This window comes from Curtobacterium sp. LFS084, assembly GCF_047977705.1.
Lineage (GTDB): Bacteria > Actinomycetota > Actinomycetes > Actinomycetales > Microbacteriaceae > Curtobacterium.
Genome location: NZ_JBFPFM010000001.1, coordinates 1 through 15,607 on the forward strand (window position 1 = coordinate 1; position 15,607 = coordinate 15,607).

Below are 15,607 nucleotides of genomic sequence, written 5' to 3' on the forward strand. Positions count from 1 at the left end.
CCTGCGCGGAGGTGATGCCGAACGCGGCACCGCCGAGCACGAGCGCACCCGTGGTCGCGAGGGTGATGGAGGTCTTCAGGGACTTGCGCATGGGATCTGTCCTTTGCTGTCGTCGCGCTCGGCGCGGTGTGCTGTGTGCGCACCGAACGCACCCTGGTGCAGGGTGGAGAACCAGCGGTGAGCGGCTGGTGAGCGCCTCCCGGGGAGGTTCCCCGGGCTGATGCAACTCATTCGGCACCCTCACCCCACCGGATTGGTCCCGATCCAGAACCGTCAGAGATCGACGTCCGCGAGCACCCGGTCGTCGCCGCGGAGCCGCACCTGCACGCTCGCGATGTCGTCCCGCTGGACGTCGGTCGAGGCGGACAGGCCCCGTGCGTCCTCGCCGGCGGCGGACCACGACGCCACGGTCTGCACCGTGCCGTCGTCCTGCACGACCACGAGGTCGTACATCACCGACCCGTCCGCGGCCCAGGACGTCCCGCCGTAGGAGCAGCCCCAGTCGAAGCGCGTGCCCCACGGCTCGCCGCTGACCGCCAGGTCGACGTCGAGTCCCCGCTCGCCGACCAGCGCGTACCGGTCCGCCGCAGCCGACGCCGAGGCCGGTCCCGCCTGCACGGACGGGTCGACACGGGCCGTGCCGACCGCGAGCCCGCCGAGCACCGCGGCGACGACCGCGGCGGCGGCCGTGGCCGCGACCCAGACGCGCCGGCGACGCCGACGGTGTCGGACGCGGTGCGCGACCGAGGCGAGGGTGCTCTCGGAACCGGTGTCGCGCCTCCCGTCCGGCTCCGCGATCTCCACGGCCTGGTCCGCCGGGAGCTTCGACAGCAGGCCCGGCAGACCGACGAGCTCCGCGACGGCGGCCGCACAGCGGTCGCACGTCTCGAGGTGTCGCTCGTACTCGAGCCGCTCGTCCGGCGGCAGGGAGCCGAGGACGTACGCGGCGTCCCACTCGGCGTAGCGGTCCTCGCTCATCGGGTCACTCCTCGTTCCTGCAGCGCGAGCCGGAGGGCTCGCAGCCCGTAGTGCAGGCGCGACTTCGCGGTGCCCTCGGGGATGTCGTGTCGTCGGGCGATCTCGGGGACCGTGTGCCCGAGCCAGTACGCGTCGACCACCACCCGACGGTGGTCGGGGCTGAGCGATGCGAGGGCGTCCGCGACGACGATGCGGTCGAGGACGGCGTCGGTGCGGTCGGCCTCGACCCGGTCGACGGGCAGCTCCGTGCCGTGTTCGCGGCGGTTGCGCGCCGACCGGGCGTCGTCGACGACGAGGTTCCTGGCCACGGTGAAGAGCCAGGCGCGTGCGCTGTCCGGGGCGCGTTCGAGCACGGCCGGCCGCTGCCACGCGCGCACCATGGTCTCCTGCACCACGTCCTCGACGGTGTGCCCGTCGCGGGTCAGGTGCCGGACGTACCGGGTGAGCGCGTCGCCGTGCTCGCGGTAGAGGGTCGCGAGCAGCTCGTCGGCGGACCTGCCCGTGGCCATCACTTCGCCAGGTCGAGGGAGAACTCGACGGACCCCTTCGGGTCCACCGTCACGAAGCCGAGCGAGGGGGCCTCGACGCCGTAGTCGGCGAAGGTGATCGGGACGCTGCCGGCGACCTGGACCGTGCCGTCCTTCGCGACCGCGACCTGCGCGTCGGCGGTGACGGGCTTCTGGACGCCGTGCAGGTCCATCGTGCCGGTGAGCGTGACGTCCTGCGTCGTGCCGTCCAGCGCCTTCGACACGTCGACCGGTTGGGTCAGCGTGAACGTCGCCGTCGGGTGCTGGTCGGTCTGGAGCGCGGTGTCCCGGAAGTACGCGTCGCGGGCGGACTCGGGCGTCGTGATCTTCGCGACCTCCACCGTGACCGTCGCCTTCGTGAGGGACCCGCCGCTGACCTCGGCGGTGCCCTCGACGTCCTTCGTGCGTCCGACCACGTTCACATCCTGGCCCTGCAGGACCTCGTGCACGCGGTAGCCGGCGAACGAGTCGCCGGTGCTGGTCCAGCTGCCGTCGGCCTCGGCGGCGGTGAGCGAGCCGGAGCCGCCGGACGGGGCGGCGCTGACGGAGGGGGCCGCTGCGGCCTGCCCGTTCACGGTGTTCGCGTAGATGACCGGGCCGACGATGGCTGCGGCCACGCCGACGACCACGACGCCGGAGGCGATGCCGATGATGACCTTGGTGCGTGTGCGGAGTCCCATGCCCTGACGACGAGACAGGGCGCCGGATCGTTCACCCGGGTTCCGGCACGAGCGGCGGATCGTCCACCGGCGTTCGGCATGATGGGGCGGTGGACATCGTCATCGCCGGTTGCGGCGACCTCGGGATCGAGACCGGGCTGCGGTTCGCCGCCGCCGGACACAGCGTGGTCGGACTGCGACGGCGGGCCGAGCTCGTACCGGCCCCGCTCACCGGACAGGGGGTGGACCTGCGCCGATCCGTCCCCGAGATCCCTCGGGACACCGGGGTGGTCGTCGTGGCCGTCGCCGCCGGGAGCCGCGACGTGGACGAGTACCGCGCGACGTACGTCGACGGGCTCCGGAACGTCCTGGACGGCATCGACGCCTCCGGTGCGGCCCCGCGGGTGGTCGTCGTGTCGTCGACCGCCGTGTACGACGTCGACGACGGCAGTACCGTCACCGAGGACACCCCGGCGACCGGTGGCACCCCCACCGCGGACGTCCTGGTGGAGGCCGAGACCCTGCTGCGCGACCGTGCCCCCGGAGCCGTGCTCGCCCGGCTGTCGGGGCTGTACGGCCCCGGACGGGAACGCCTGATCGACCAGGTCCGGGGCGGGTCGGCACGCCGGGCCCCGGTCGACGGGGCGTCGCCGCACACGAACCGGATCCACCGCGACGACGCGGCTGCGGCCCTCGTGCACCTGGCGACCCTGGAGGACCCGGCGCCGACGTACCTCGTGACCGACGACGAACCGTCGCGGCTCGACGACGTGTACGCGTTCCTCGCGGCCGAGCTCGGTGTGCCGGTGCCGCCGCGGGCCGCCGCCGGGGAGGGGACCGTCGGACGGCAGGGCGCCAGCGACAAGCGCCTGTCGAACGGCCTGCTGCGCGGGACCGGCTGGGTGCCGCGGTACCCGACGTTCCGCGAGGGCTACCGCGCCGTGCTCGGAGGGGACGGCGCGCGGCACGCCTGACGCGGCACGCGGCGCGCGGCACGCCACACGCCTGACGCGCAGGGCGCCGGGCAGGGGGCGGGGCGGCACCGTCCGGCACCGCCCCGCCGCCGGGTCAGCCGACCTCGGCGCGTCGATCAGTGCTCGTCGTAGTGGTCCTCGTGACGGGCGTGACGGTGTCCGTCGTGCACGAAGTCGACGTGGTCGCCGTGCTCGACGGTCTCGTGCTCACCGCCGTCCTGCTCGTGGTCGTGCTCGGCGACGTCGTGCTCGGCGACGCGGTGCTCGTCGTCCGCGGCGGGGCTGGGGGTGGTGTCGGTCATGGTTCCTCCTTGTGAGATCGGTTCTCAACAGGAGGATACGGCCGGACGCGCCCGTTGTCCGCTCAGTGGTGCCGGTGGTCCTGGATCGTCAGGCGCGGCCCGAACGACGGCTTCCGGAACCCCGACCCGCCGATGAGCCGGACGACCCGCTCCCGGTGTCCCCGCCACGGTTCGAGCAGCTCGAGCATCCCGTCGTCGTCCACCGGTCCCCCGGTCAACGCCCACCCGACGAGCGCCGGCACGTGGAAGTCCCCCACGCTCGGCGAGTCCGGGTCACCGTGGGCGCGCTGCGCGGTCTCGGCCGCCGTCCACTTGCCGATGCCGGGGACCGACTGCAGTCGGCTGGCGACGACGGCGCCGCCCCGGCCGAGCGCGAGGGTGCGTTCGAGCGCCGGCGCCACACGGACCGCGCGCATCACCGTGGCGGAACGGCCGGGTTCGATGCCGGCGCGGTGCCACTCCCAGCTCGGGATCGCTCCCCACCCGGCGGCGTTCGGCGGGACGGACATGTCCGCCGGGGCCGGTCCGGGCGCGGGCGTCCCGTACCGCCGGACGAGGTACCGCCAGGCACGCCAGGCCTGCCGCGAGGTGACCTTCTGCTCCATGATCGCCGGGACGAGGGCCGCCATCACGGTGTTGGTGCGGAGCAGGCGGAGGCCCGGTTGCCGGTGCCGAGCGTCGACGAGGAACGGGTGCGACGAGACGTCGAGCTCGGACCAGTCGTCCCCACGTCCGAGCAGTTCGGGCGCGTGCGTGACCGCCCAGGCGGCGCCGTCGCCCCACGCCGAGACCGCGATGGCGTCCGAGCCCGTGCGGCGCACGAGCACCGAGGCCGGTCCCTCCGGCGTGCGGAGCGCGAGCCACGTGTCGGCGCCGACCACGCGGAAGGCGGGGTCGCCGGAGCCGCGCTGCAGGGGCCGGAGGGTCGCGCGGACGTCCACCGCGCCTCCTGGCCGGTAGACGGTGTCGACCCGTGGGACGGCAGACACGTCGGAGCCAGCACGCGACACGGCCCCGCCGACCCGCACCGCGGCGTCACCGGTGCCACCGGCGGCGGAGGACGGAACGGCGAGGGACACACGCAGGATGGTAATGCGGAACCACCGTCAGTCATGATGGGCGTGTCCCACTGCACCCCGACGACGGAGTTCCCCATGCGCATCGGCATCCTCACCTCCGGAGGCGACTGCCCCGGCCTGAACGCGGTCATCCGCGCGATCGTGCTGAAGGGCATCGCGATCTACGGACACGAGTTCGTGGGCTTCCGCGACGGATGGCGTGGCGTGGTGGACGGCGACATCGTCCCGCTCGGCCGCAAGGACATCCAGGGCATCGCGAAGCAGGGCGGCACGATCCTCGGCACGAGCCGGACGAACCCCTTCGAGGGCCCGAACGGCGGCGTCGAGAACATCTCGGGGACGCTCGAGCGCCACGGCATCGACGCCATCGTGGCGATCGGTGGCGAGGGCACGCTGGCCGCCGCGAAGCGCCTCACGGACGCCGGGCTGAAGATCGTCGGCGTCCCGAAGACGGTCGACAACGACCTCGGCGCCACCGACTACACGTTCGGCTTCGACACCGCGGTCGCGATCGCCACCGAGGCCATGGACCGCCTCCGCACCACGGGCGAGTCGCACTCCCGCTGCATGGTCGCCGAGGTCATGGGCCGGCACGTCGGGTGGATCGCCCTGCACTCCGGCATGGCCGCCGGTGCGCACGCGATCCTCATCCCCGAGCAGAAGACGAGCATGGAGCAGATCGCCGCGTGGGTCCGGGCGGCCTACGACCGTGGTCGGGCGCCGCTCGTCGTCGTCGCCGAGGGCTTCGTCCCCGACCACGAGGACAACGCGCACACCGAGCGTGGGCTCGATGCGTTCGGGCGACCGCGCCTGGGCGGGATCGGCGAGCGCCTCGCGCCGCTCATCGAGGAGATGACGGGCATCGAGACCCGCGCCACCACGCTCGGCCACATCCAACGAGGTGGCACGCCCACGGCCTACGACCGGGTGCTCTCGACCCGCCTCGGCCTCGCGGCGATCGACGCGGTGGTCGAGGAGCGCTGGGGCCGCATGGTGGCGCTCCGGGGCACCGACATCGAGCACGTGTCCTTCGAGGAGGCGCTCGGCGAGCTCAAGACCGTGCCGCAGGCCCGGTACGACGAGGCCGCCATCATGTTCGGCTGACGCGGGCCGGGCCGGGCGGGGCCGCCCGGCTGGGCTGGGCCGGGGCGCCGGCCAGGCCGGGTACCTGGTCGAATCGGGCGTACCTGGTCGTTCCTTCCGACCAGGTACGCCCGAACGCATCAGGCATCGCGGGCGTCCTGGGAAGGAAACAGCGTCCTGGAGGCGCGGGTAGCGTCCGACACGTGACCCGCGCAGTCCTCGTCTCCAGTTCCGCCCCGCCCACCGTCACCGACGTCGACGTCGCCGACCCCGCCGACGGCGAGGTCCTGGTCGACGTCACGTACTCGAGCGTCAACTACAAGGACGGGCTGGCGCTGGCCCGGAACCCCGGGGTCGCGCGGGTCGACCCGCTCGTGCCGGGCATCGACGTCGTCGGCACCGTCTCGGCCCTGGGGGCGGGCGTGCACGACGTCGCGATCGGCGACCGGATCGTCCTGAACGGGGCCGGACTCGGCGAGACCCGGCACGGCGGCTGGGCTGCACACGCGGTGGTGCCGTCCGGATCGCTCGTCGTGCTGCCGGACACGATCGACGACTCCTTCGCCGCCGCGATCGGCACGGCCGGCTTCACCGCGATGCTCAGCGTCCTCGCACTCGAGCGGTTCGTCGAACCCGGCAGCGGTCCGGTCCTCGTCACCGGCGCGTCCGGCGGGGTGGGCACGGTGGCGATCGCCCTGCTCGCCGCCCGCGGCCACCAGGTCACCGCGTCGACAGGCCGCAGCGCGAACGAGGCCTCGCTCCGGGCCCTCGGTGCCACGGACGTGGTCGACCGGGCGACGCTGTCCGACCTCGGCAAGCCGATGCAACGTGCGACCTGGGCCGGCGCGGTGGACAGCGTGGGCGGTGCGACCCTCGCGAACGTGTTGGCGACCACGAAGTGGGGTGGTGCAGTGACGGCGTGCGGGCTCGCCCAGGACTCCGCACTGCCGACCACCGTGCTGCCGTTCATCCTGCGCGCGGTGTCGCTGCTCGGGATCAACTCGGTCGACGCCCCGCTCGAGCTGCGCCGTCGTGCGTGGGAACGGCTGGCCACCGACCTCGACCCGGCACTCCTCGCCGGGGTCACACGCGTCGTCGGGCTCGAGGAGGCACTCACCGTCGGACCGCAGGTCGTCGCGGGTGCCGTGCACGGGCGCACGGTCGTCGCGGTCGACCGATGACCGAACCGCGGTACGGACGCTCATGAGGACGCGGAACCGGACCCCGAGCATTCATTAGCAAGCGTTTGCATATTGACACGCTAGGATTTGAGTACGGAACACCTGAGCCTGTGAGGAGCCCGGCATGCCGGTACCCAAGTCAACCGTCGAGAACTCGCCGCGGAAGCTCCTGCGCGACGTCGTCCTCGAGAAGATGCTCGCGGCCATCCAGGACGGCACCCTGCAGCCGGGCGAGCGCCTCAACGACGACGAGCTCGTGCAGTGGCTCGGGGTCAGTCGCACCCCGATCCGCGAAGCCATCGCGAAGCTCGTCGACTACGGCCTGGTCGAGATGGAGGCGAACCGGTACACCCGGGTCGCGACGCCGACGGCCGAGCAGTTCGACGACGCCCTGCAGGTGTTCGCCGGGTTCGCCGAGCTGGCGACCCGCTGGGCCCTCCCGAAGCTCGACGACGCCCAGGCCGCCGAGCTGATCGACATCCTCGAGCAGGTCCGCGAGCACGCCGAGCACGAGGACCGTGCGATGAACGCCGACGTCCAGCACTTCGTCGAGGCGGCGATCCGCGCTGCGGACAACCCACTGCTCTCGACACTCTCGAACTCGGTCATCCCGCGGGTCCAGTTCGTCGCGCTCGCCGAGGACCGCTTCACGTTCTGGGACGGCAGGTTCTCGGTCGACCCGCTGATCGCCGCGATCCGGAAGCGCGACGGTGACGCTGGCGGCGCCGTCATCCGCACGCTCGGTGTGACCCTGAGCGACCTCCTGCAGCGGCTCCGCGCGAGCCAGTGACCGGGCGGGGCGAGGCCTCCGCGTGACCGACGACGACGTCCTCGTCCACGCGACCGGGGTCCGCGTGACCCGGTCCGGCCGCGACCTGTTGCACGACGTCGACCTGACTGTCCGGCGCGGAGAGCACTGGGCGCTCCTCGGGCCGAACGGCGCCGGCAAGTCGACCCTGCTCGCCGTCCTCGGAGCGACCGGTCACCCGAGCGCGGGCACCGTCGAGCTCCTCGGACGGCGGCTCGGTCGCGTCGACGTCCGGGAACTCCGCGAACACATCGGGCACGTCGACCCCCGCCACCGGATGCTGTCACCCCTGACCGTGCTCGAGACCGTGCTGACCGGACTCACCGGCACGACCGACCTCATGATGCGGTGGGAGCCGTCGGCCGCACAGGTCGCCGCGGCCGAGGCCCACATCGCCGACGTCGGGCTCTCCGCCCGACGGGACGCCCGGTGGCCCGTCCTGTCGCAGGGTGAACGCGGACGGACGCTCATCGCACGGGCCCTCATGGCCGAGCCGCGGTTGCTCCTGCTCGACGAACCGGCCACCGGACTCGACGTCGCGGCGCGCGAGCACCTGCTCGAGACCGTGGACGCCCTGCGCCACCGGCACCCCGAGCTCGGCAGCGTGATGGTGACGCACCACCTCGAGGACCTGCCCGCGTCGACCTCGCACGCGATGTTGCTGCGGGACGGGGTCGCGGTCGCACAGGGCACCTCGGACGAGGTCATCACGTCGTCGGCGGTCTCGCACGCCTTCGACTTCCCCCTGGCGATCCTGCGGGCCGAGGGGCGCTGGGCCGCACGCCGGGCGTCCTGACCCGACGCGCTACGCGATCGCGCTCGCTGCCGCCTTCGCCGCCGCCGGCAGCGCGTCGAGCACCCGCCCGACGGCACGGTCGTCGTGCGCAGCGGTGACGAACCACGCCTCGAAGACACTCGGCGGCAGGGTGACCCCGGCGTCGAGCATGGCGTGGAAGAACGGCGCGTAGCGGAAGGTCTCCTGCGCCCGCACGTCGTCGTAGTTCCGCGGGGCGACGTCGGTGAACGCGAACGAGAACAGGTTCCCGGCGTGCTGCACCGTGTGGGCCACGCCCTCGGCCGACAGCGCCTCGCTCGTCGCCGTCGCGATGGTCGCCGCCGTGCGGTCGAGCTGCGCGTACACCTCGGGCGTCGCCGCGCGGAGGGTCGCGATCCCGGCCGCGACCGCGAGCGGGTTCCCGGACAGGGTGCCGGCCTGGTAGACGGGGCCGAGCGGTGCGAGGAAGTCCATCACCTCACGCCGGCCACCGAGGGCGGCGAGCGGCATCCCGCCGCCGATGACCTTGCCGAACGTGATGATGTCGGGCTTCCACCCGGCACCGTCCGGCACGACCTTGGACGCCTCGAGCCCCCACCAACCGGCGGAGCCGACCCGGAAGCCGGTGAGGACCTCGTCGACGATGAGCAGCGCGCCGTGCGACTGCACGATCTGCGCGAGGGCCCGGTTGAAGCCGCGCTCGGGCGCGAGGACGCCCATGTTCGCCGCGGCCGCCTCGACGATCACGGCGGCGATGCGCTCGGAGTGCTCGTCGAACGCCCGGCGGACCGCGTCGAGGTCGTTGTACGGCAGGACGAGGGTCTGGGCGGCCGTCTCGGCGGTGATGCCGGCGGATCCGGGCATGGCGAGGGTCGCGACACCGGAGCCCGCCTCGGCGAGCAGGGAGTCCGAGTGGCCGTGGTAGTGCCCGGCGAACTTCACGAGCAGGTCACGACCGGTGTAGCCGCGGGCCAGCCGGATCGCGGTCATGGTCGCCTCGGTGCCCGTGGACACCATCCGCAGCTTCTCGATGGGACCGTCGCCGTCCACCGACACCCGCTGCTTCACGAGCTCGGCGAGCTCGGTCTCACCCGGGGTCGACGCCCCGAAGCTGAGGCCACGGGCGGCCGCCTGCTGCACGGCCTCGACCGTGGCGGGGTGGACGTGCCCGAGGATCGCCGGCCCCCACGAGGCGACGAGGTCGACGTACTCCCGCCCCTCGGCGTCGGTGACGTAGGCGCCCTTCGCGCTCGTCAGGAAGCGGGGCGTGCCGCCGACCGAGCCGTACGCGCGCACGGGCGAGTTGACCCCGCCGGGGATGCTGTTCTTCGCACGGCCGAAGAGCTGGTCGTTGGTGGTCATCGGGCGGCCTCCTGGTTGAGCGTGCGGGCGATGTCGACCGCGAAGTAGGTGAGGATCGCGTCCGCTCCCGCGCGCTTGATGCCGACGAGGGCCTCCATCGCGGCGGCGTCACGGTCGATCCAGCCGTTCTGCGCGGCTGCGGTGATCATCGCGTACTCGCCGGAGATCTGGTACGCCCACACCGGCACGGGCGAGGTCGCGGCGGTCTCGGCGAGGACGTCGAGGTAGCTCATCGCCGGCTTCACCATGACGATGTCGGCACCCTCGGCGATGTCCTGCTCGACCTCGCGGAGCCCCTGCCGTCCGTTCGCGGCGTCGATCTGGTAGGTCCGACGGTCGCCGACGAGCGAGGAGTCGACGGCTTCGCGGAAGGGGCCGTAGAACGCGCTGGCGTACTTCGCCGCGTAGGCGAGCAGCGCGGTGCCGCTGTGCCCGGCCGCGTCCAGCGCGTCACGGGCGGCCGCGATCTGGCCGTCCATCATGCCGCTCAGGCACACGAGCTCGGCACCGGCCTCGGCCTGCACGACGGCCATGTCGCGGTAGCGCTCGAGGGTGGCGTCGTTGTCGACCGATCCGTCGGCGGCCAGCACCCCGCAGTGGCCGTGGTCGGTGAACTCGTCGAGGCACAGGTCGGACTGCACGACGAGCGCGTCGCCGACCTCCTCGCGCGCGATGCGGATCGCCACGTTGAGGATGCCGTCGGGGTCGGTCGCACCGGAGCCCTGCGCGTCCTTCGCGGTCGGCACGCCGAACAGGTTCACGCCGCCGATGCCCTGACCGGCCGCCTCGACGAGCGCACGCCGGAACGAGTCGAGCGAGTGCTGCTGCACGCCCGGCATGCTCGTGATGTCGATCGCCTCGGTCGCCCCCTCGCGGATGAACATCGGCAGCACGAGCTCGGCGGGGTGCAGCCGGGTCTCGGCGACGAGTCGTCGCATCGCGGGCGTGGCGCGGAGTCGACGGGGGCGGACCTGGGGGAAGCGGCCGGTCACGGTGTGCCTTCCTGTTCGGGGGCGGGGTGGTTCAGGCGCTCGACGACGGCGTCGAGCAGGGATTCTGCGGAGCGGTCCGGGGCGACCACGTGCACGGGGAGTCCGGCGGCGCGGGCCTCGGCAGCGGTCCCGGGGCCGATGCACGCCACGAGCGTGCCGGGGGCGAGCGGGACCGTCCGACGAGCGACCTCGCGCGCGACGCTGCCGCTCGTCACGAGCACGACGTCGGGCGGGGATCCGGGGGCGACCGGCTCGTCGCCGGTCCCCACGGTACGGTACGCGACGACGTCGTCCACGTCGATCCCGCGGGCGCGGAGTCCGTCGACGACGGTCGGTGCGGCGAGGTCGGACCGCGGGAAGAGGACGCGGCCCGGGGTGTCCGGGAAGGCGCGGACGAGGGCGGCACCCGAGGCCTCCGGGGGGACGAGGTCGACGACCCAGCCCGCAGCACGGGCGGCTCGCGCGGTCGGCTCGCCGACCGCCGCCACCCGCAGGTCGGACGGGAGGCGCGACACGCGTTCCGCGATCACCCGCACGGCCGTCGCACTGGTCACCACGATCCATGCGTAACCAGCCACGCCGGTCACGCTTGCGACGGGATCGGGCGATCCGCGCCTCCTGGACCGTGCAGCGGCCTCGAGCCGGTCGACCGCCGCATCGAGCGGAGCCGGGTCGGACGGCGGTTCGTCCGCGATCAGCGGGACGACGAGCGGGTCGAGGCCCCGTTCCCTGGCGGCCGCCGCGACGCGCGCACCCCACGCTCCGCCGCGCGGGACGAGCACGACCGGGGGTCGTGCCGGGTCCGGGACGGGGTCGACGGGCTGCGTGGCGACCGCCTACTCCGCCGGGGTCGCGAGGCCCGGGCCCGCGGTGTGCGGACCGTCGGTCGTGTCCTCGGCGACCGTCGTGGCGAGGTCCGCGAGGTCGGCCGCGCCGTTCTCGAGGAGTTCGGCCGCGACCCGACCACCGAGCGCCAGCGCCTCGTCGAGACGGTCCTGCGCGGAGCCGTCCAGGACCGCCGCGTGCGAGGCGGTCCGGTACTCGGAGCCGTCGGGGCGGTAGACCGTCGCCGAGACGAGCAGCATCTCGGCGTCGACGATCGCGGTCGCACCGATCGGGGCGGAGCACCCGGCCTCGAGCTTGGCGAGCACCTCGCGCTCGGCCGAGACCGTGAGGCGCGTGGGTGCGTGCTCGATCTTCCGCAGGGCGGCGAGGAGGTTCCGGTCGGTCTCGTCCGAACGGGTCTCGATCGCGAGCGCTCCCTGTCCGGGGGCGGACGGCCAGAAGCCGAGGTCGAGCAGCTCGGTCGCCGCGTCGAGCCGGTCGATGCGGGTCAGGCCGGCCGCTGCGAGGACGACGGCGTCGAGGTCGTCGTCCACCCGACCCAGGCGGGTGTCGATGTTGCCGCGGATGTCCACGACGTCGAGGTCCGGGCGCTTCGCCCTGAGCTGCGCGACGCGGCGCGGCGATCCCGTGCCGACCTTCGCGCCCTCGGGGAGGGACTCGATGGTCGCGGCGTTGCGGGCGACGAGGACGTCACGGGCGTCGGCGCGCTTCGGGACCGCGGCGATCGTCAGACCCGGGTACGGCGCCGTCGGGAGGTCCTTGAGCGAGTGCACCAGGACGTCGACCTCACCCGCGACGAGGGCTTCGCGGAGCGCGCTCGCGAACACCCCGGTCCCGCCGAGGCTCGCGAGCGACGCACGGTTCGTGTCGCCCTCGCTCGTGACCGTGACGAGCTCGACCGGACGACCGGCCGCCGTCGCCAGACGGTCGGCGACGTCCTGCGACTGGGCGACCGCGAGCCGGCTGGCCCGGGTGCCGAGTCGGATCGGGGCGGGGCCGTCGGCACGCGTCGGAGTGGTCGCCTCGGTCACGGAGCGAGTCCGGCCGCGGCCGGCTTGAACCCGGCGCGCACGTTCTCGCAGCACCCCGGACGGCACACGTCGTACCAGGGGCCGAGGTCGGTCTCGTGCGGCCGCTCGCTCGTGGGGGTGCCGTTGACACGCTCGAGCACGAGGTCCACCAGACCCGCGACGTAGGCCGGGTCGACACCCGGGGTCTGCGTCCGGAGCGACCAGAAGCCGAGCTCCTGGGCGGTCTCCGTGGCCTCTTCGTCGAGGTCCCACATGACCTCCATGTGGTCGCTGACGAAGCCGAGCGGGACGATGAGGACGGCACGCGTCGGCCCGCCCTTGAGGTCCTCGTTCATGTAGTCGTTGATGTCGGGCTCGAGCCACGGCTGGGTCGGGGGGCCGGAGCGCGACTGGTAGACGAGCTTCCACGGCGGCGTGCTGGTGCCGCGGAGCGACGCGTGCTCGGGCTGCTCGAGGAGCTCAGCCCACGCCTGGTCGAGGACGACCTGCGCGACGGCGAGGTGCTGGGCCTCGTAGGCGCCGTGCTCGTCGAAGCCGCGGTCGCTCGGACCGGACTTGGCGGCGTCGCTCGACGGGATCGAGTGCGTGGAGAAGAGCACGTGCAGCTCGGTGGCCACGTCGAGGCCCTCGTTCTCGGCGATCGCGCGTGCCATGCCGTCACGGACGCCGTCGACGAACGGTCGGACGAAGCCCGGGTGGTCGAAGAACTGCCGGACCTTGTCGATCTGGATGGTGTCGACGAGTCCGGTCTCGGTCAGCACGCGCGCGTAGTCCTCGCGGTACTGCCGGCACGAGGAGAAGGACGAGTAGGCGCTCGTGGCGATCGCGATGAGCTTCGTGTAGCCCTTGTCGGACGCCTCGGTGAAGGCCTCTTCGAGGTAGGGCGCCCAGTTGCGGTTGCCCCAGAGGACCGGCATGTCGATGCCGCGCGCGGCCAGCTCGGTCTCGAGCGCCGCCTTGAGGGCACGGTTCTGCGCGTTGATCGGGCTGACGCCGCCGAAGTGCCGGTAGTGGTGGGCGACCTCTTCGAGGCGCTCGTCCGGGATGCCCCGACCACGGGTGACGTTGCGCAGGAACGGGATGACGTCGTCCTGCCCCTCGGGCCCGCCGAAGCCGGCGAGGAGGATCGCGTCGTACGCGACCGGGACCTCGACGTGCTCGGGGCCGTCGGCGGCGGCAGGGGTCGCGGCGAGGACCGTGCCCCGCCCGTTCGTGATCATGCTCGTGTCGGTCACGACAGCACCTCCGGCAGCTCGGTGGTCGTCACGCGACGACCGGTGAAGAACGGCACCTCTTCCCGCACGTGCATGCGGGCCTCGGTGTAGCGCAGGTCGCGCATGAGGTCGACGAGGTCGACCAGGTCCGGGCTCTCGAGCGGCAGGATCCACTCGTAGTCGCTCAGGGCGAACGTCGCGATCGTGTTCGTCAGCACGCGGCGGTACTTGGCGCCGGCGATGCCGTGGTCGCGGAGCATCGTCGAACGCTCCTCTTCCGGCAGGAGGTACCACTCGTAGGACCGGACGAACGGGTACACCGTGATCCAGGCCTCCGGTTCCTTGCCGCGCAGGAAGGCCGGGGTGTGCCGCTTGTTGAACTCGGCTTCGCGGTGCATCGCCATCACGTGCCAGACCGGCTCGGCGTCCTGGAAGAGCGCTGTCCGACGGATCTCGCGCAGCACGGCCTGGATCGCCTGGGCGTCGTCGCCGTGCAGCCAGACCATGACGTCGGCGTCGGCGCGGAAGCCGGAGACGTCGTAGAAGCCACGGATCGTCACGCCGCGCTGTGCGGCGGCGGTCACGACGGCGTCGAGCTCGGCCACGGCGTCGTCACCCGTGCGGTGGACCGGGCCGAGCGGACGGCGGAAGACGGCCCACAGGGCGTAGGCCGTCAGCAGGTTCGGGTCGATGCCGTCGGGGGAGGTCTCGTGTGCGTCGTGCGTGGGCACGGTGGAACTCATGTGTCCATTGTCCTATCGGTCACAAAGGTGACGCCGCTCCCCTTTCGACGGCGAGCGCTACCGCCGTCGGAGCACCGCTACGACGATACCCCCGACCACCGCCACGCCCGCTGCGAGCCCGGCCAGGTAGGGCACCGGCTTCTCGTCGATCCCACGCTTGACCTTCGACGCGGCGATGCCGATCTGCTTCGGGACGTTGAGCTTGTCCTCGATCGCGTCGAGGGTGTCGAACAGCTGCGCGCGGGTCGCCGCGACGCGGTCGGCCAGGTCGTCGTGCTGATCGGTCACGTGGGTCCTCCGGGGGGGGGGGGTGGGGTGGTGGACGGGGCGGTCGTCGTTAGAAGCGGCCGCCGACGTCCGGCTTGCGGGCGCCGTACTGGGTCGACGGGGTCGGCTTCTTGCCGAGGCCCTTGACCGCGTTGACGTCGTTCTTGACGCTGTCGATGGTGCGCTTCGGGGTGAGCGGGAGGCCCTTCTTCAGGCGCTTCCAGCCGAGCAGGCCGAGGATCCCCGCGACGATCAGCATCACCACGGCGATGACGAGTGCGGCGAGCCACGCCGGCATCACGGTCGCGAGACCCATGACGGCGGCGGTGAGCAGCACGCCGATCGCGTAGAGGACGATGACGAGCGCGCCCACGAGCAGACCCGCGGCGAGGCCGAAGATCTTGGCCTTCGTCAGCATCTCGGCCTTGAGCAGGTTCAGCTCGCCCGTCACCAGCTCCTTGACGAGCTTCGGGACGTCGCCGACCAGGCCGAACAGCGAACGCGGCTTGCGGTCGCGGGTGTCTGTCATGAGGCCCGGCTGTCCTTCTTCTGCCCGACCTTGCGGACGACCTTCTTCGTCTGCTCACCGACGAACTCGGCGACGTCGGGGGTCTTGTCGGCGATGAACTCCTCGGCGACGTGGACGCCCTTCTGCACGCCGTTGCTGTTCCAGATCTTGCCGCTGACGGTCTTGATCTGCTCGTACCGCGCCCGTCCGGCTCGCGATCCCAGGACGTACCCGAGAGCTGCGCCGGCGACGAACAGGAGCTTGCCTCGCATGTGCGA

Annotated in this window: 19 protein-coding genes; 5 read left to right on the forward strand and 14 right to left on the reverse strand. The window is 72.7% G+C overall.

From position 1 onward, the window contains the following. Positions 1-273: 273 nt before the first annotated feature. Genes ACNQOV_RS00005 through ACNQOV_RS00015 form a run of 3 tightly spaced genes read right to left on the reverse strand, consistent with a single transcriptional unit; the run spans position 274 to position 2,185 of the window. On the reverse strand, positions 274-978 hold the full coding sequence (locus ACNQOV_RS00005) for an anti-sigma factor family protein (RefSeq protein WP_402265735.1): 705 nt from the start codon (positions 976-978) through the stop codon (positions 274-276). Continuing rightward, positions 975-1,487: a sigma-70 family RNA polymerase sigma factor gene (locus ACNQOV_RS00010; RefSeq protein WP_402265738.1), complete on the reverse strand. Its 513-nt coding sequence runs from the start codon at positions 1,485-1,487 to the stop codon at positions 975-977. The genes ACNQOV_RS00005 and ACNQOV_RS00010 overlap by 4 nt, the downstream gene beginning before the upstream one ends. After that, positions 1,487-2,185, reverse strand: a complete 699-nt coding sequence (locus ACNQOV_RS00015; RefSeq protein WP_022905851.1) for a YceI family protein — start codon at positions 2,183-2,185, stop codon at positions 1,487-1,489. The genes ACNQOV_RS00010 and ACNQOV_RS00015 overlap by 1 nt, the downstream gene beginning before the upstream one ends. 89 nt (positions 2,186-2,274) lie before the next feature. On the opposite strand from ACNQOV_RS00015, the gene ACNQOV_RS00020 reads away from it, so the two are divergent. Beyond that, the gene (locus ACNQOV_RS00020; protein ID WP_416392867.1) at positions 2,275-3,138 is read left to right on the forward strand and encodes an NAD-dependent epimerase/dehydratase family protein; all 864 of its coding nucleotides are present in this window, start codon (positions 2,275-2,277) and stop codon (positions 3,136-3,138) included. 116 nt (positions 3,139-3,254) lie between these two features. On the opposite strand, the gene ACNQOV_RS00025 is transcribed toward ACNQOV_RS00020, so the two are convergent. Together ACNQOV_RS00025 and ACNQOV_RS00030 are read right to left on the reverse strand one after the other, a co-directional pair. After that, a complete protein-coding gene (locus ACNQOV_RS00025; RefSeq protein WP_022905848.1) occupies positions 3,255-3,440 on the reverse strand; it encodes a hypothetical protein in 186 nt (61 codons plus the stop codon). A 62-nt stretch (positions 3,441-3,502) separates the two neighbouring features. Next, a complete protein-coding gene (locus ACNQOV_RS00030; RefSeq protein ID WP_416393033.1) occupies positions 3,503-4,468 on the reverse strand; it encodes a DNA-3-methyladenine glycosylase family protein in 966 nt (321 codons plus the stop codon). 126 nt (positions 4,469-4,594) lie between these two features. Here ACNQOV_RS00030 and ACNQOV_RS00035 point away from each other — a divergent pair, with 126 nt between their 5' ends. From ACNQOV_RS00035 to ACNQOV_RS00050, 4 genes are all read left to right on the forward strand, one after another. Further along, positions 4,595-5,623, forward strand: a complete 1,029-nt coding sequence (locus tag ACNQOV_RS00035) for a 6-phosphofructokinase (protein ID WP_031261459.1) — start codon at positions 4,595-4,597, stop codon at positions 5,621-5,623. A 182-nt stretch (positions 5,624-5,805) separates the two neighbouring features. After that, the gene (locus tag ACNQOV_RS00040) at positions 5,806-6,783 is read left to right on the forward strand and encodes an MDR family oxidoreductase (protein ID WP_416392868.1); all 978 of its coding nucleotides are present in this window, start codon (positions 5,806-5,808) and stop codon (positions 6,781-6,783) included. Positions 6,784-6,907: 124 nt separating this feature from the next. Next, positions 6,908-7,573 carry a GntR family transcriptional regulator gene (locus ACNQOV_RS00045; protein WP_022905844.1) on the forward strand — a complete coding sequence of 222 codons (666 nt, stop codon included), beginning with the start codon at positions 6,908-6,910 and terminating at the stop codon, positions 7,571-7,573. A 22-nt stretch (positions 7,574-7,595) separates the two neighbouring features. After that, entirely contained in the window at positions 7,596-8,387 is a 792-nt protein-coding gene (locus ACNQOV_RS00050) for an ABC transporter ATP-binding protein (protein ID WP_416392869.1), read from the forward strand. A 9-nt stretch (positions 8,388-8,396) separates the two neighbouring features. On the opposite strand, the gene hemL is transcribed toward ACNQOV_RS00050, so the two are convergent. The 9 genes from hemL to ACNQOV_RS00095 form a co-directional block, all read right to left on the reverse strand. Then, positions 8,397-9,728, reverse strand: a complete 1,332-nt coding sequence (hemL, locus tag ACNQOV_RS00055; RefSeq protein WP_416392870.1) for a glutamate-1-semialdehyde 2,1-aminomutase — start codon at positions 9,726-9,728, stop codon at positions 8,397-8,399. Further along, positions 9,725-10,720: a porphobilinogen synthase gene (gene hemB, locus ACNQOV_RS00060; RefSeq protein WP_022905841.1), complete on the reverse strand. Its 996-nt coding sequence runs from the start codon at positions 10,718-10,720 to the stop codon at positions 9,725-9,727. The genes hemL and hemB overlap by 4 nt, the downstream gene beginning before the upstream one ends. Beyond that, positions 10,717-11,298 carry a uroporphyrinogen-III synthase gene (locus tag ACNQOV_RS00065; protein WP_416392871.1) on the reverse strand — a complete coding sequence of 194 codons (582 nt, stop codon included), beginning with the start codon at positions 11,296-11,298 and terminating at the stop codon, positions 10,717-10,719. Before ACNQOV_RS00065 ends, hemB begins: the two co-directional genes overlap by 4 nt. A 258-nt stretch (positions 11,299-11,556) precedes the next feature. Continuing rightward, positions 11,557-12,597, reverse strand: coding sequence for a hydroxymethylbilane synthase (hemC, locus tag ACNQOV_RS00070; protein ID WP_416392872.1), 1,041 nt, complete (start codon positions 12,595-12,597; stop codon positions 11,557-11,559). Beyond that, a complete protein-coding gene (locus ACNQOV_RS00075) occupies positions 12,594-13,817 on the reverse strand; it encodes a ferrochelatase (RefSeq protein WP_416393035.1) in 1,224 nt (407 codons plus the stop codon). The genes hemC and ACNQOV_RS00075 overlap by 4 nt, the downstream gene beginning before the upstream one ends. A gap of 11 nt (positions 13,818-13,828) precedes the next feature. After that, positions 13,829-14,554, reverse strand: a complete 726-nt coding sequence (gene hemQ, locus ACNQOV_RS00080; protein WP_416392873.1) for a hydrogen peroxide-dependent heme synthase — start codon at positions 14,552-14,554, stop codon at positions 13,829-13,831. Between the two features lie 57 nt (positions 14,555-14,611). Continuing rightward, complete coding sequence (locus ACNQOV_RS00085; protein ID WP_022906123.1) at positions 14,612-14,842, reverse strand: DUF3618 domain-containing protein; 231 nt, start codon at positions 14,840-14,842, stop codon at positions 14,612-14,614. A 49-nt stretch (positions 14,843-14,891) separates the two neighbouring features. Beyond that, complete coding sequence (locus tag ACNQOV_RS00090) at positions 14,892-15,350, reverse strand: phage holin family protein (RefSeq protein ID WP_031261654.1); 459 nt, start codon at positions 15,348-15,350, stop codon at positions 14,892-14,894. Then, on the reverse strand, positions 15,347-15,601 hold the full coding sequence (locus ACNQOV_RS00095; protein WP_031261656.1) for a hypothetical protein: 255 nt from the start codon (positions 15,599-15,601) through the stop codon (positions 15,347-15,349). The genes ACNQOV_RS00090 and ACNQOV_RS00095 overlap by 4 nt, the downstream gene beginning before the upstream one ends. Positions 15,602-15,607: the final 6 nt, after the last annotated feature.

What these genes read in the sequence shown, in the direction of transcription:
- ACNQOV_RS00005 (WP_402265735.1), bottom strand. Translation starts at nt 978, where the DNA reads ATGAGCGAGGACCGCTACGCCGAGTGGGACGCCGCGTACGTCCTCGGC.
- ACNQOV_RS00075 (WP_416393035.1), bottom strand. Translation starts at nt 13,817, where the DNA reads ATGATCACGAACGGGCGGGGCACGGTCCTCGCCGCGACCCCTGCCGCC.
- ACNQOV_RS00025 (WP_022905848.1), bottom strand. Translation starts at nt 3,440, where the DNA reads ATGACCGACACCACCCCCAGCCCCGCCGCGGACGACGAGCACCGCGTC.
- ACNQOV_RS00010 (WP_402265738.1), bottom strand. Translation starts at nt 1,487, where the DNA reads ATGGCCACGGGCAGGTCCGCCGACGAGCTGCTCGCGACCCTCTACCGC.
- ACNQOV_RS00090 (WP_031261654.1), bottom strand. Translation starts at nt 15,350, where the DNA reads ATGACAGACACCCGCGACCGCAAGCCGCGTTCGCTGTTCGGCCTGGTC.
- ACNQOV_RS00045 (WP_022905844.1), top strand. Translation starts at nt 6,908, where the DNA reads ATGCCGGTACCCAAGTCAACCGTCGAGAACTCGCCGCGGAAGCTCCTG.
- ACNQOV_RS00095 (WP_031261656.1), bottom strand. Translation starts at nt 15,601, where the DNA reads ATGCGAGGCAAGCTCCTGTTCGTCGCCGGCGCAGCTCTCGGGTACGTC.
- hemL (WP_416392870.1), bottom strand. Translation starts at nt 9,728, where the DNA reads ATGACCACCAACGACCAGCTCTTCGGCCGTGCGAAGAACAGCATCCCC.
- hemQ (WP_416392873.1), bottom strand. Translation starts at nt 14,554, where the DNA reads ATGAGTTCCACCGTGCCCACGCACGACGCACACGAGACCTCCCCCGAC.
- ACNQOV_RS00015 (WP_022905851.1), bottom strand. Translation starts at nt 2,185, where the DNA reads ATGGGACTCCGCACACGCACCAAGGTCATCATCGGCATCGCCTCCGGC.
- ACNQOV_RS00035 (WP_031261459.1), top strand. Translation starts at nt 4,595, where the DNA reads ATGCGCATCGGCATCCTCACCTCCGGAGGCGACTGCCCCGGCCTGAAC.